Source organism: Pseudomonas sp. (genome assembly GCF_050739775.1).
Lineage (GTDB): Bacteria > Pseudomonadota > Gammaproteobacteria > Pseudomonadales > Pseudomonadaceae > Aquipseudomonas.
Genome location: NZ_JBOICA010000037.1, coordinates 32,396 through 46,065, shown reverse-complemented (window position 1 = coordinate 46,065; position 13,670 = coordinate 32,396). Strand labels below are relative to the sequence as shown.

Below are 13,670 nucleotides of genomic sequence, written 5' to 3'. Positions count from 1 at the left end.
GTGGTTCGACAGGATGGGTCTGGTGCGTCTCTCATAACCTCAATCTCTCGAACCGCCCGGTGCGGACCCGCATGCCGGGTGGTGTGGCAGGGGCGCGGCCTATGAAGGCCGCCCCCTATGCCGATTCCCGGGCCAGCGCGAACACCTGTAGGAGCAGTGGAGGCCTGAGTGAAATCCAAGTAAAGTGCCGCTCCCGCCGTTCCAGCAGAGGATTTCCCCCATGAGCCAGCCTATTGATATCGCCGTGATCGGTGCCACAGGCACTGTCGGGGAAACCCTTGTGCAGATTCTTGAAGAGCAGGATTTTCCGGTGGGCACCCTGCATCTGCTGGCCAGTAACGAATCAGCCGGCAGTGGTGTGATGTTCCGTAGCAAGAGCCTGCGCGTTCGTGAGGTCGACAGCTTCGATTTCAGCAAAGTCAAACTGGTCTTTTTCGCTGCTGGTCCAGCCGTTACCCGTAGTTTTGCCCCGCGGGCCCAGGCGGCCGGTTGCGCCGTGATCGATCTGTCTGGCGGCTTGGCGGCCGAGCAGGCGCCAGCCTTGGTCCCTGAGGCCAACGCCGCACGGCTCGAAAACCTGCCTAAACCGCTGCAAGTGAGCAGCCCCAGCGCTGCCGCAGTGGCGCTGGCTGTTGCCCTGGCACCCCTCAAGGGCCTGCTCGACATCGAGCGGATCAATGTCACGGCCTGCCTGGCGGTCTCGGCCCAAGGTCGCGAGGCTGTCAATGAACTGGCCCGGCAGACCGCCGAACTGCTCAACGCTCGCCCCCTGGAACCGCGCTTCTTCGACCGGCAAATGGCCTTCAATGTGCTCGCCCAGGTGGGCGCCAACGATGCCGAGGGCCATGGTGCGCTGGAGCGTCGTTTGGTCAGCGAGTTGCGCGAAGTGCTGGACTTGCCGGCACTGAAGATTTCCGTCAGCTGTATTCAAGTCCCAGTGTTTTTCGGCGATAGCTACAGTGTATCGGTGCAAAGCCGTGAGCCGATCGACCTGGCGGTAGTCAATGCTGCGCTGGAGGCCGCTGACAGCATCGAGCTGGTCGAGGAGGGTGATTATCCGACACCGGTCGGTGACGCAGTCGGACAAGACGTGGTCTATGTTGGACGGGTGCGCGGTGGAATCGACGAAGTCGAGCAGCTCAACCTCTGGTTGACCACTGACAACGTGCGCAAAGGCGCGGCGTTGAACGCCGTGCAGTTGGCGCAATTGTTGATAAAACATGTTGTGTAAAAGATACTTGCAGCTAATTTTTACCGAGATATTGCTCGGTGGCCGGGGACGGTTCTTTCAAAGGAAGAGGTCATGCTTCGAATTCGCAAACTGGTCTTAGCAATAGCCGCGGCGTCGGCGCTGTCGTCCGGTATGGCGCATGCCCTCGGCTTGGGCGAACTGACCCTCAAGTCGGCGCAGAATCAGCCCCTGGATGCCGAGATCGAACTGCTCGATGTGCGCGATCTCACCGCCGCTGAAGTGGCCCCGAGCCTGGCACCGCCCGAAGAGTTCGCCAAGGCCGGGATTGAACGCCAGGCCTACCTCAACGATCTGACGTTTACGCCGGTTATCAACCCCAACGGCAAGAGTGTGTTGCGGGTGACCTCGAGTCAGCCGCTGCCGGCACCGATGGTCAAGTTCCTGGTCCAGGTGATGTGGCCTAGTGGGCGCCTGTTGCGCGACTACAGCGTGCTGGTCAACCAGGCTGCGCTGCCAGGTGCCAAGCCGCAAGCAGCGATTGCCCCGGCAGTCAGCGCGCCCGCCAACTACACCACGGTGCGCCGTGACACCCTGTGGGAGATCGCGTCGAAAGCGCGTCAGGGCGGCTCGGTGCAGCAGACCATGCTGGCCATTCAGGCCTTGAACCCCGATGCCTTTATCAACGGCAACATCAACCTGCTGAAAACCGGACAGGTCCTGCGCCTTCCCGACCAGCAGCAGGTCATGAGCATTCCCCAAGGCCAGGCTGTGACGGAAGTGGCCGAGCAGTACGCCGCCTGGCGAGAAGGCCGGCGCCTGGGCCCTCGTGCCCGGCAGTTGGACGCCACTCGCCGTACCGGCACCGAGGCGGCTCCGGCGCGGATCGCCAACCAGGACAACTTGCGCCTGGTAACACCCGGCGGCAAGGCGGCTGCCGGTGACGGCAAAGCCGTCAGCGATAAACTCGCGGTAGCTCAGGAAAGCCTCGATACCACTCGGCGTGACAATGCCGAGCTGAAAAGCCGCATGAGCGATTTGCAGAGCCAGTTGGACAAGCTGGAGCGTCTCATCGCTTTGAAAAACGATCAATTGGCCAGGCTCGAGGCCCAGGGGGCTGCCGGTCAGGTGCCTGCTGCAGACACTCCCGAGTCGAGCATTTCCGCCGAGCTGCAGCCAGCGCCGAGTGAACCGGTGGTTACCCCAGCGCCTGCGGCGGTCGATGCAACAGCGCTCGACACCCCTGCTCCTGCCAGCGAAAAGGCTACCTCTGGCAGTTCCAGCAAGATGCTCGACGACCTGCTCGGCAACCCCGTGTTGCTGGCGCTGATCGCCGCTTCCGCCTTGTTGGTGCTGCTCCTGTTGCTATTGCTGCTGGCGCGCAAGCGCAAGGCCGGCCAGGAAGCGGAAAAGCACCTGCGCATGGCCCGCGCACTGGCTGAAGAGGGTGAGCGCAGCCCGGACCTGGACCTGCCGCCGAGCAGCTTCGAGGGCCTGGAAGTGCCAGCGCCAAGCGTGACCCTGGCGCCGGCAGTCGTGGCCGCCTCGGCTGCGGCGGCCAGCGCTGCCGAAGCGCCTGCCGTGGAAGCCAGGCAGGCCGTGGTAAAAGCGCTTGAACAAGCGCCTGCTCAGGCACAGCCAATGGCTGCACCCCTGGTGGCAGCCGCCGCCGATGCCGCGCCAGCGCTTAGCGCTGATGCGCTGCTCGACGAAGTGGAGTTGAGCATTGCCCGTGGCCGCCTGAACCATGCCGCTGATCTGCTGGAGCCTGCTGTGGCCGCTGCGCCGGAGCGTAGCGACCTGCGTCTGAAACTGATGGAAGTCTATGCCCGTCAGGGCGACCGTGACGCCTTTGTCGGTCATGAACGCCAACTGATCGCCACGGGCCGGAACCATGCTGATGTCGAAGCGCTCAAGAGCCGTTTCCCGGCCATGGTCGCATTGGCGGCAGCGGCTGGCATCGGGGCGGCAGCTCTGGCTGCCGAGCTGGATGCCCAGTACGTCCAGGAATTGTTGCAGGATGAGCCGCAGGCCGAGCCAGAGGTGCAAGCAGAGCCAGTGCCCACACCGGTCGCCGAGCTTGAACCGGAACTGGAGCCGGTTATCGCGGATGAGCTGGACAGCGCCTTCGACCTGAGCCTGGATGATGACCTGCAAGACCTGGAGCTGAACGAGCCGCTACAGCTTGGCGAGTCTGCGTCTGAGATTGAGGTGGAAGTCGGGTCCGAGCCTGTGGTTGAAACGCCGGTTGCCGAGCCGGAATTCGACATGCTGGCCGAGCAACCTGTCGAGCAACCTGTCGAGCAAACGTCTGTAACGCTCGACGACTTGTCCGATTTCGATCTCGATGTTGCCGACGATCAGGCGGTCGTACTGCCAGGCATCGAGCCAGTCGATATTGCAGCAGAACTGGCGGCCTTCGACGAGGCGATGCCGGAATTCGACCCGCTGAGCGAGTTGGAACTGCCGGAAGACTTCGACCTGTCGCTGTCCCTGGATGACGAATCTGATGCGGCCAAGAGCTTTGCCTCGGAGCTCGATGACGTCAACGCCGAGCTCGACAAGCTGTCGCAGAGTCTGGAGCAGCCGTCGATCGAGCCGCACTTCACCGCCGAAGATGCCGTCCTGAGTGATGACCTGGACGATGATTTCGACTACCTCGGCGGCGCCGACGAAGTGGCCACCAAGCTTGACCTGGCCCGCGCCTATATCGACATGGGCGACCACGACGGTGCCCGCGACATCCTCGACGAAGTGCGCAAGGACGGCAGTGATGTCCAGCGCCAGGAAGCCGACGAGTTGCTTTCGCGTCTGGTCTGAGTCCTGCCCTTGTACGTCCGACGGCAGCCCTGGTGGCTGCCGTTGTCGTTATAATTCCCGTCATCTGCTTAATCGACAGGCTGTATCTTCTTGGAAATCATTGATAACACGGTTGCCGAATCGGCGGCCGAAGGCTTCTTCCGCATCGCCCTGGGCGTCGAATACAAAGGCTCGCGTTACCGTGGCTGGCAGCGCCAGGCCAATGGCGTACCGAGCGTCCAGCAGACCCTTGAAGAGGCCCTGTCCAAAGTTGCCGATTCGCCCGTTTCACTGCTCTGCGCCGGGCGTACCGACGCGGGCGTGCATGCCTGCGGTCAGGTGGTGCACTTCGATACCCAAGTGGTGCGCAGCATGAAGGCCTGGACCATGGGCGCCAATATCAACTTGCCTCACGACATCAGCGTGGCCTGGGCCAAGGAGATGCCGGCGAACTTTCATGCCCGCTTCAAGGCCATCGCCCGACGTTATCGCTATGTGATCTACAACGATCAGATCCGCCCGGCGCACCTGGGCCAGGAAGTCACCTGGAACCACCGGCCACTGGATGTCGAGCGCATGGCCCTGGCTGCCGAGTATCTGGTGGGCACCCATGACTTCAGTGCCTTCCGCGCCGGTCAGTGCCAGGCCAAGTCGCCGATCAAGAACATTCATCACCTGCGGGTGACCCGCCACGGCAAGATGATTGTCCTGGATATCCGCGCCAGCGCCTTCCTGCATCATATGGTGCGCAATATCGCCGGGGTGTTGATGACCATCGGTGCCGGCGAGCGTCCAGTGGGGTGGGCCCGGGAAGTGCTGGAGAGTCGTGAGCGGCGCACCGGTGGTGTCACCGCGCATCCGTTCGGCTTGTACCTGGTGCAGGTGGAGTACCAAGACGAGTTCGCCTTGCCCGACCGTTACATCGGTCCACACTTTCTCACCGGTTACGAGTTGCTGACGGCTGACGACCCACAAGCCATTTGCTAACATCCAGGACTTTCCAGATCAGCCGAGGTTCACAGCTCATGAGCGCCGTTCGCAGCAAAATCTGTGGGATTACCCGCATCGAGGATGCGTTGGCTGCGGCTGAGGCGGGCGCTGATGCCATTGGTCTGGTGTTCTATGCCAAGAGCCCGCGGGCGGTCGACGTGCAACAGGCGCGGGCGATCATCGCGGCGTTGCCGCCGTTCGTGACCACTGTGGGCCTGTTCGTCAATGCCAGCCGCTGCGAGTTGACCGAGATCCTCGAAGCGGTGCCGCTGGACCTGCTGCAATTCCATGGCGATGAAGCCCCAGAAGATTGCGCCGGCCATAACCGGCCGTGGATCAAGGCCTTGCGGGTACGCCCCGGCGATGACCTGGAAGCCAGCTGCAAGCTGTACAGCGGGGCCAGCGGCATTCTGCTCGATACCTATGTGGCCGGGGTGCCCGGTGGTACTGGCGAGGCCTTCGACTGGTCGCTGGTGCCCAGGCACCTGAGCAAACCGATCATCCTCGCTGGCGGCCTTACCCCCGGCAACGTGGCTGCGGCCATCGCCCAGGTACGGCCTTACGCGGTGGATGTCAGCGGGGGAGTGGAGCAGGCCAAGGGCATCAAGGACCCGGCGCGGATCGAGGCGTTTATCCGCGCGGTCAAGCAGGCGTGAAATAGCTGAATGCTGCGGATGTGACGGCTGGCCGCGCGCCATCGTCCATAGTTTTCGCAGCCGGTGCTGCCGGATCGCGCCCATGGGCCGGTCGAAATTACCGGGTGACGCCACAGGCGTCGCCCTTACAGGTTGACGATGGAGCGGTATCGGGGCGCCTCGCTGTACGCGCAGCGCCGGAGCCGCTCCATCATCGCGTCATACATGAATTGAGCTCAAGGGCATACGCGTGAACCTGGCAGCCAAAGCCTGCCGGTCGCCGTTACTGGAGAAAGAAAGCATGAGCAACTGGTTAGTAGACAAACTGATCCCTTCGATCATGCGTTCCGAGGTGAAGAAGAGTTCGGTGCCTGAAGGGCTGTGGCACAAGTGCCCGTCCTGCGAAGCTGTCCTGTATCGTCCGGAGCTGGAAAAGACCCTGGATGTCTGCCCCAAGTGCAACCACCACATGCGCATTGGCGCACGTGCGCGCATCGACATCTTCCTGGATGCCGAAGGCCGCGTTGAGCTGGGTGCCGACCTGGAACCGGTCGACCGCCTGAAGTTCCGTGATGGCAAGAAGTACAAGGATCGCCTGGTCGGCGCGCAGAAGCAGACCGGCGAAAAAGACGCACTGATCTCCATGAGCGGTACTCTGCTGGGCATGCCGATCGTGGTCAGCGCCTTCGAGTTCTCGTTCATGGGTGGCTCGATGGGTGCCGTTGTCGGTGAGCGCTTCGTTCGCGCAGCCAACTACGCCTTGGAAAACCGCTGCCCGATGGTCTGCTTCTCCGCCTCCGGTGGCGCGCGCATGCAGGAAGCGCTGATCTCGTTGATGCAGATGGCCAAGACCTCGGCGGTACTGGCACGCCTGCGCGAAGAAGGCATTCCGTTCATCTCGGTGTTGACCGACCCGGTCTACGGTGGTGTTTCCGCGAGTCTGGCCATGCTCGGCGACGTTATCGTCGGTGAGCCAAAAGCCCTGATCGGCTTCGCAGGTCCGCGCGTGATCGAGCAGACCGTGCGTGAGAAGCTGCCAGAAGGCTTCCAGCGCAGCGAGTTCCTCCTGGAACACGGCGCTATCGACATGATCATCCCGCGTCAGGAGTTGCGTCAGCGCCTGGGGAACCTGCTGGCACAGATGATGGGTCTGCCGACGCCGACGTTCGTCGCGCCTGTGCTCGAGCCGATCGTCGTGCCACCGGCGCCTGCCACCGTATGACCCAACGTACCTTGGGCGACTGGCTCGCCTATCTCGAGCAGTTGCACCCCTCGGCCATCGACATGGGTCTGGCGCGTTCGCAACAGGTTGCGGCCAGGCTCGGGCTGGACAAGCCGGCGCCACGGGTGATTACCGTGACCGGCACCAATGGCAAGGGCTCGACCTGTGCCTTTGTGGCGGCCTTGTTGCGTGCCCAGGGGCTCAAGGTCGGGGTCTACAGCTCGCCGCACCTGCTGCGTTACAACGAACGGGTGCAGATCGACGGCAAAGAAGCCGCCGATCTGCAGCTGTGCGAGGCGTTTGCCGCCGTTGATGCTGCCCGGGGTGGCATTTCCCTGACCTACTTCGAAGCCGGTACCCTGGCTGCGTTCTGGCTGTTCAAGCAGTCGGCGCTGGATGCTGTGGTGCTTGAAGTCGGTCTGGGCGGGCGCCTGGATACGGTCAACATTGTCGATGCCGATGTGGCGCTGGTCACCAGCATTGGTATCGATCATACCGATTACCTGGGGGATACCCGTGAGTCGGTGGCCTTTGAAAAGGCCGGCATCTTCCGTCAGGGCAAGCCTGCGCTGTGCGGTGACCTGAATCCGCCACAACCGCTGCTGGGCAGGGCCCGTGAACTGAGCTGCCCGTTTTTTCTGCGCGGGCGTGATTTCGATCTTGCCAGCACTGACCAGTACTGGCAGTGGCGGGGCGTGGACAGCAGCGGTCAGGTGGTCGAACTGCATGACCTGCCATTGCTCGACCTGCCGATGGAAAACGCCGCGCTGGCGCTGCAAGCCTACCTGTTGCTGGACCTACCTTGGGATGCCGAGCAAATTGCCGCAGCCCTGAAGTCCACACGGATGGTCGGTCGCCTGGATCGTCGAGCGTTTAGCTGGCAAGGCAAGGCATTGACTATCCTTATGGATGTCGGCCACAACCCACACGCTGCCGAGTACCTGGCCCAGCGCTTGAGCGCACGGCCAGTGCCGGGCAAACGTCTGGCGGTGTTCGGCCTGTTGGCTGACAAGGACCTGGCTGGGGTGGTGCAGCCCTTGCAGGGTGCGGTTCAGTGTTGGGCGGTTGCGCCACTGGACACTGTCCGCAGTCGCCCTGCGAGCGAACTTGAAGCGGCGCTGGCGAACCTTGGGGCTGATGTGAAGTCTTACTCCAGCGTGGCACAAGCCCTTGAAGGTCAGTGCGCGCTGGCAACGGCAGGGGATGAAATCCTGCTGTTCGGATCGTTTTTCTGTGTCGGCGAGGCCCTGCAGTGGCTGGATCGGCAGGCCACGGAGGATGGGGCAAATGGCATTGCTGGATAAAGTGGTCAAGCAACGGATGGTAGGTGCGCTGGTGCTGGTGGCACTGGCGGTGATTTTCTTGCCGATGCTGTTCTCGCGGGAAGACGAGATGCGTCAGGTGCGCGTCGAGGCGCCTGAAGCACCCGCGGCGCCGAGCATGCCTCAGGTGCAAGTCGAACCTGTGCAGGTGCCTGAACCTCAGGTATTGCCTGAAGAAACCCCGGTGATCGTCGACGAGTCCACGGTGCCAGCCCAGGCGCCGGGCACGCCGATCGCTCCAGCACCCGCCGCACAGCCGGTCCCTGTACCAGCGCCCGCGCCAGCCGTTGCGGCCAAGCCTGTAGCGCCGCCGCCTGCGGTCAAGCCGGCTCCTGCCGTTGCCAGTGCTGTCAAGCCTGCAGCGGGCAAGATCGACGCCAATGGCCTGCCGATCAGTTGGTCGGTACAGTTGGCCAGCCTGTCTAATCGGGCCGGTGCCGACACCCTGCAGAAAACTCTGCGCAGCCAGGGCTACAACGCCTATATCCGCTCAGCCGGCGGCATGAACCGGGTGTATGTCGGGCCGTTGATCGAACGCGCCGAGGCCGAGCGTTTGCGAGACGTGATCAGTCGCAAGCAGAAGCTGAACGGCATTGTCGTGCGCTTCCAGCCCGAGCGCAGCTGAGTGCTCGTCGCCCGGCCAGTGCCGGGCGGCAAATCACTGCTTACCGACAGCCCGCCGCTCTGGTAAAATGCGCCGCCTTATCCGTTTGCAGGCAACACTGTGGCATTTACCTGGGTCGACTGGGCGATTTTCGCGATCATCGCCATTTCTTCGCTGATCAGTCTCAAGCGCGGCTTCGTCAAAGAGGCCTTGTCGCTGCTTACCTGGATCATTGCCGGCGCTGTGGCCTGGATGTTCGGTGGCTCGCTGTCGCAGTACCTGGAGTCTTACATCCAGACGCCTTCGGCCCGGGTCATCGCCGGATGTGCCATTCTTTTCGTCGCCACCCTGCTGGTGGGGGCCATGATCAATTTTCTCATTGGCGAGCTGATTCGCGTCACCGGGCTTTCCGGGACCGACCGCTTCCTGGGCATGGCCTTCGGTGCCGCCCGTGGAGCCTTGCTGGTGGTGGTGGCTGTCGGGCTGTTGAGCCTGGGGCCGGTACAACAGGATCAGTGGTGGCAGGAGTCTCGCCTGGTACCACAATTTCTATTGGTGGCTGACTGGTCGAAAAACCTCATTCTGGGGTTCACCAGCCAGTGGCTAGCCAGCGGGATCAGCGCACCGGCTGATCTGCCGTTCAAGGATCAGCTCCTGGGGCCCAAAACGCCTTGAGAGCTGCTCAGTCCAGTTTCATTAAGTAGGGGTTGCGTCGCATGTGTGGCATCGTCGGTATCGTCGGTAAGTCGAACGTCAATCAGGCGCTGTATGACGCGCTAACCGTCCTCCAGCACCGCGGCCAGGACGCTGCCGGTATTGTGACCAGCCATGATGGCCGGTTATTCCTGCGCAAGGACAACGGCCTGGTCCGTGATGTGTTCCAGCAGCGCCATATGCAGCGCCTTGTCGGGCACATGGGCATTGGTCATGTGCGTTACCCGACCGCGGGCAGCTCGACTTCGGCCGAGGCCCAGCCGTTCTACGTCAACTCGCCGTACGGCATCACCCTGGCGCATAACGGCAACCTGACCAACGTTGAACAGTTGGCCAAAGAGATCTACGAGTCCGACCTGCGCCACGTCAACACCAGTTCCGACTCCGAAGTCCTGCTCAACGTCTTCGCCCACGAGCTGGCAGTGCGCGGCAAGCTGCAGCCGACCGAAGAAGATGTGTTCGCTGCGGTCACCGATGTGCACAACCGTTGCGTCGGTGGCTATGCGGTGGTGGCGATGATCACCGGCTACGGCATCGTTGGTTTCCGTGACCCGAACGGCATCCGTCCGATTGTCTTCGGCCAGCGTCACACCGACGAAGGCGTGGAGTACATGATTGCCTCCGAAAGCGTGTCCCTGGATGTGCTTGGCTTCACCCTGATCCGCGACCTGGCCCCGGGCGAAGCGGTGTACATCACCGAAGAAGGCAAGCTGCACACCCGTCAGTGCGCGACCAATCCACAACTGTCGCCGTGCATCTTCGAACACGTCTACCTGGCGCGTCCAGACTCGATCATCGACGGCGTCTCGGTCTACAAGGCGCGCCTGCGCATGGGTGAGAAGCTGGCCGAGAAGATCCTGCGCGAGCGTCCGGAGCACGACATCGACGTGGTCATCCCGATTCCCGACACCAGCCGTACTGCGGCGCTGGAGCTGGCCAATCACCTGGGCGTCAAGTTCCGTGAAGGCTTCGTCAAGAACCGCTACATCGGCCGTACCTTCATCATGCCTGGCCAGGCCGCGCGCAAGAAGTCGGTGCGCCAGAAGCTCAACGCCATCGAGCTGGAATTCCGCGGCAAGAACGTGATGCTGGTGGATGACTCGATCGTCCGTGGCACCACCTGCAAGCAGATCATCCAGATGGCCCGCGAAGCCGGGGCGAAGAACGTCTACTTCTGCTCGGCAGCGCCAGCTGTACGCTACCCCAACGTCTACGGCATCGACATGCCGAGCGCTCATGAACTGATCGCCCACAACCGCAGCACCGAGGACGTCGCCGAGCTGATCGGCGCCGACTGGCTGGTCTACCAGGACCTGCCGGACCTGATCGAAGCGGTTGGCGGTGGCAAGATCAAGATCGAGCATTTCGACTGCGCGGTGTTCGACGGCAAGTACGTCACCGGCGACATCGACGAGGCCTACCTGGACAAGATCGAGCAGGCGCGCAACGACGTCTCCAAGGTCAAGAACCAGGCGGTCAGCGCGATCATCGACCTCTACAATAATTAATTTAGGAGCAGCGGCATGACACAGGAATGGGATGCCGGGCGCCTGGACAGCGACCTCGAAGGGGTCGCTTTCGACACGCTGGCGGTACGCGCCGGCCAGCATCGCACGCCGGAAGGTGAGCACAGCGATCCGCTGTTCTTCACCTCCAGCTACGTGTTCCGGACAGCGGCCGATGCCGCTGCACGGTTCGCCGGCGAGGTTCCAGGCAACGTCTATTCACGTTACACCAACCCGACCGTACGTGCCTTCGAAGAGCGCATTGCCGCCCTGGAAGGCGCTGAGCAAGCGGTGGCCACCTCCACTGGCATGTCGGCGATCCTGTCCACGGTAATGGCCCTGTGCAGTGCTGGCGATCACGTGCTGGTCTCGCAGAGCGTGTTCGGTTCTACCATCAGCCTGTTCGAGAAGTACTTCAAGCGTTTCGGTGTGCAGGTCGACTACGTGCCACTGGTGGATCTCGCTGGCTGGGAGCGGGCAATCAAGGCCAACACCAAGCTGCTGTTCGTCGAGTCGCCATCCAATCCGCTGGCCGAGCTTGTGGATATCGCCGCATTGGCCGAGATTGCTCACGCCAAGGGCGCACAGCTGGTGGTCGACAACTGTTTCAGCACCCCGGCCTTGCAGCAGCCGCTGAAGCTGGGCGCCGACATCGTCGTGCACTCGGCCACCAAGTTCATCGATGGCCAAGGCCGTTGCATGGGCGGCGTGGTTGCCGGGCGCAGCGAGCAGATGAAGGAAGTAGTGGGCTTTCTGCGCACCGCCGGGCCGTCCCTGAGCCCGTTCAACGCCTGGATCTTCCTCAAGGGCCTGGAGACGCTCAATCTGCGTATGCGTGCCCACTGCGCCAACGCACAGGCCCTGGCCGAGTGGCTGGAGCAGCAGGAAGGTATTGAAAAGGTTCACTATGCCGGACTGCAGAGCCATCCGCAGCATGCCCTGGCGAAAAGCCAGATGAGCGGCTTCGGTGCCGTGGTGAGCTTTGAGGTCAAGGGCGGTAAAGAGGGCGCCTGGCGCTTTATCGATGCCACCCGGCTGATCTCGATCACTGCCAACCTGGGCGACAGCAAGACCACCATCACCCATCCGGGCACTACCTCCCACGGCCGTCTGTCGCCGCAGGAACGTCAAGCCGCAGGCATTCGCGACAGCCTGATCCGCGTGGCAGTAGGCCTGGAAGATGTGGTTGACCTCAAGGCCGACCTGGCCCGCGGTCTGGCGGCGCTGTGATCGACTGGTCGGTGGGCGACAGCAGCCATAACGGCCGCGTCGCCCTGGTGACCGGTGCGGCACGGGGGATCGGCCTGGGCATTGCCGCCTGGCTGATCGCCGAGGGCTGGCAGGTGGTACTCACCGACCTGGATCGTATGCGCGGCGCCAAGGCGGCCAAGGTGCTGGGAGACAATGCCTGGTTCATCGGCATGGACGTTGCCGATGAAACCCAGGTCAAGACCGGGGTGGCCGAGGTGCTTGGCCAGTTCGGTCGTCTCGACGCGCTGGTGTGCAACGCCGCCATCGCCGATCCGCACAACACCACCCTGGAAACCCTGAGCCTTGCTCATTGGAACCGCGTGCTGGCGGTCAACCTCGGTGGGCCGATGCTGCTGGCCAAGCACTGTGCGCCTTATCTGCGTGCCCACGGTGGCGCCATCGTCAACCTGGCGTCGACTCGCGCAGCTCAATCCGAACCCGACACAGAAGCCTATGCGGCGAGCAAGGGCGGTTTGCTGGCCCTCACCCATGCCTTGGCCATGAGTCTGGGGCCGGAGATCCGCGTCAATGCGGTGAGCCCAGGCTGGATCGATGCACGGGACCCGTCCCAGCGTCGCGCTGCACCCCTGAGCGAAACCGATCATGCCCAGCATCCGGCGGGCAGGGTAGGGACGGTAGAAGACGTGGCGGCCATGGTTGCCTGGTTGTTGTCGCGCAATGCCGGCTTCGTCACCGGCCAGGAGTTCGTGGTCGACGGCGGTATGACCAAGAAGATGATCTACACATAGCAGCGCTTTTTTGCCCTTTTTGAAAAAAACTTCAACAGGGGTATTGACTTAGGTTCGATACCTGCGTAAATTTCGCCACCTCAGCGAAGCACACGGGTGATTAGCTCAGCCGGGAGAGCATCTGCCTTACAAGCAGAGGGTCGGCGGTTCGATCCCGTCATCACCCACCACTTCCTGAGATGTTCCTGACCCGACACTTTCGCCAGAAGGTGTTACCAGAGAGGAACCGGACGCAAGTCCATATGCGCAGCGGTAGTTCAGTCGGTTAGAATACCGGCCTGTCACGCCGGGGGTCGCGGGTTCGAGTCCCGTCCGCTGCGCCACTTTTCTCCAGATCGGTTTAATCACCGGTTTGAGGTCGGAAGGCACCGAAGCCTTCAGGCCAGATCCCAGTTTCAAGCAGGCGCAAGCTTGTGCGATACGCAGCGGTAGTTCAGTCGGTTAGAATACCGGCCTGTCACGCCGGGGGTCGCGGGTTCGAGTCCCGTCCGCTGCGCCATATTCGCTTTGAGGCCCTTGAACTCCTCGAAGCAACAAAGAGAGCGACCTAAGGTTCGCTTTTTTTGTGCCTGAGATTAGCGGCGGTTGCGCAATCCAGGCCTGCACGACACGCAGCGGTAGTTCAGTCGGTTAGAATACCGGCCTGTCACGCCGGGGGTCGCGGGTTCGAGTCCCGTCCGCTGCGCCATA

The 13,670-nt window shown here is 62.5% G+C and carries 11 protein-coding genes and 4 tRNA genes; all 15 read left to right on the top strand.

The annotated features are described in order from the left end of the window. The first annotated feature begins 220 nt into the window (after positions 1 to 220). The 15 genes from ACRESH_RS18865 to ACRESH_RS18795 all read left to right on the top strand — a co-directional run bounded on the left by ACRESH_RS18865 (position 221) and on the right by ACRESH_RS18795 (position 13,668). Positions 221 to 1,231 (top strand): aspartate-semialdehyde dehydrogenase, encoded by a 1,011-nt coding sequence (locus ACRESH_RS18865; RefSeq protein WP_431743393.1) that lies wholly within the window; start codon positions 221 to 223, stop codon positions 1,229 to 1,231. Positions 1,232 to 1,303: 72 nt separating this feature from the next. Beyond that, complete coding sequence (locus tag ACRESH_RS18860) at positions 1,304 to 4,009, top strand: FimV/HubP family polar landmark protein (protein WP_431743392.1); 2,706 nt, start codon at positions 1,304 to 1,306, stop codon at positions 4,007 to 4,009. Between the two features lie 90 nt (positions 4,010 to 4,099). Beyond that, positions 4,100 to 4,975, top strand: coding sequence for a tRNA pseudouridine(38-40) synthase TruA (gene truA / locus ACRESH_RS18855; RefSeq protein WP_431743391.1), 876 nt, complete (start codon positions 4,100 to 4,102; stop codon positions 4,973 to 4,975). Between the two features lie 38 nt (positions 4,976 to 5,013). Continuing rightward, positions 5,014 to 5,634 carry a phosphoribosylanthranilate isomerase gene (locus tag ACRESH_RS18850; RefSeq protein WP_431743390.1) on the top strand — a complete coding sequence of 207 codons (621 nt, stop codon included), beginning with the start codon at positions 5,014 to 5,016 and terminating at the stop codon, positions 5,632 to 5,634. Between the two features lie 280 nt (positions 5,635 to 5,914). Continuing rightward, positions 5,915 to 6,835, top strand: coding sequence for an acetyl-CoA carboxylase, carboxyltransferase subunit beta (gene accD, locus ACRESH_RS18845; protein WP_431743389.1), 921 nt, complete (start codon positions 5,915 to 5,917; stop codon positions 6,833 to 6,835). Then, positions 6,832 to 8,139, top strand: coding sequence for a bifunctional tetrahydrofolate synthase/dihydrofolate synthase (gene folC / locus ACRESH_RS18840; RefSeq protein ID WP_431743388.1), 1,308 nt, complete (start codon positions 6,832 to 6,834; stop codon positions 8,137 to 8,139). Before accD ends, folC begins: the two co-directional genes overlap by 4 nt. Beyond that, on the top strand, positions 8,123 to 8,782 hold the full coding sequence (locus ACRESH_RS18835) for an SPOR domain-containing protein (RefSeq protein WP_431743387.1): 660 nt from the start codon (positions 8,123 to 8,125) through the stop codon (positions 8,780 to 8,782). Before folC ends, ACRESH_RS18835 begins: the two co-directional genes overlap by 17 nt. A gap of 99 nt (positions 8,783 to 8,881) precedes the next feature. Beyond that, positions 8,882 to 9,436, top strand: coding sequence for a CvpA family protein (locus ACRESH_RS18830; RefSeq protein WP_431743386.1), 555 nt, complete (start codon positions 8,882 to 8,884; stop codon positions 9,434 to 9,436). A 41-nt stretch (positions 9,437 to 9,477) separates the two neighbouring features. Further along, positions 9,478 to 10,983 carry an amidophosphoribosyltransferase gene (gene purF / locus ACRESH_RS18825; protein ID WP_431743385.1) on the top strand — a complete coding sequence of 502 codons (1,506 nt, stop codon included), beginning with the start codon at positions 9,478 to 9,480 and terminating at the stop codon, positions 10,981 to 10,983. A gap of 15 nt (positions 10,984 to 10,998) precedes the next feature. Continuing rightward, a complete protein-coding gene (locus ACRESH_RS18820) occupies positions 10,999 to 12,210 on the top strand; it encodes an O-succinylhomoserine sulfhydrylase (RefSeq protein WP_431743384.1) in 1,212 nt (403 codons plus the stop codon). Positions 12,211 to 12,221: 11 nt separating this feature from the next. Beyond that, the gene (locus tag ACRESH_RS18815) at positions 12,222 to 12,980 is read left to right on the top strand and encodes an SDR family oxidoreductase (protein WP_431743395.1); all 759 of its coding nucleotides are present in this window, start codon (positions 12,222 to 12,224) and stop codon (positions 12,978 to 12,980) included. A 94-nt stretch (positions 12,981 to 13,074) separates the two neighbouring features. Then, a tRNA-Val gene (locus ACRESH_RS18810) sits at positions 13,075 to 13,150 on the top strand. A gap of 76 nt (positions 13,151 to 13,226) precedes the next feature. Then, positions 13,227 to 13,303: transfer RNA gene (locus ACRESH_RS18805), tRNA-Asp, on the top strand. A gap of 99 nt (positions 13,304 to 13,402) precedes the next feature. Beyond that, positions 13,403 to 13,479 (top strand) — tRNA-Asp (locus ACRESH_RS18800). 112 nt (positions 13,480 to 13,591) lie between these two features. After that, positions 13,592 to 13,668 (top strand) — tRNA-Asp (locus ACRESH_RS18795). The last annotated feature ends 2 nt before the right edge of the window (positions 13,669 to 13,670 follow it).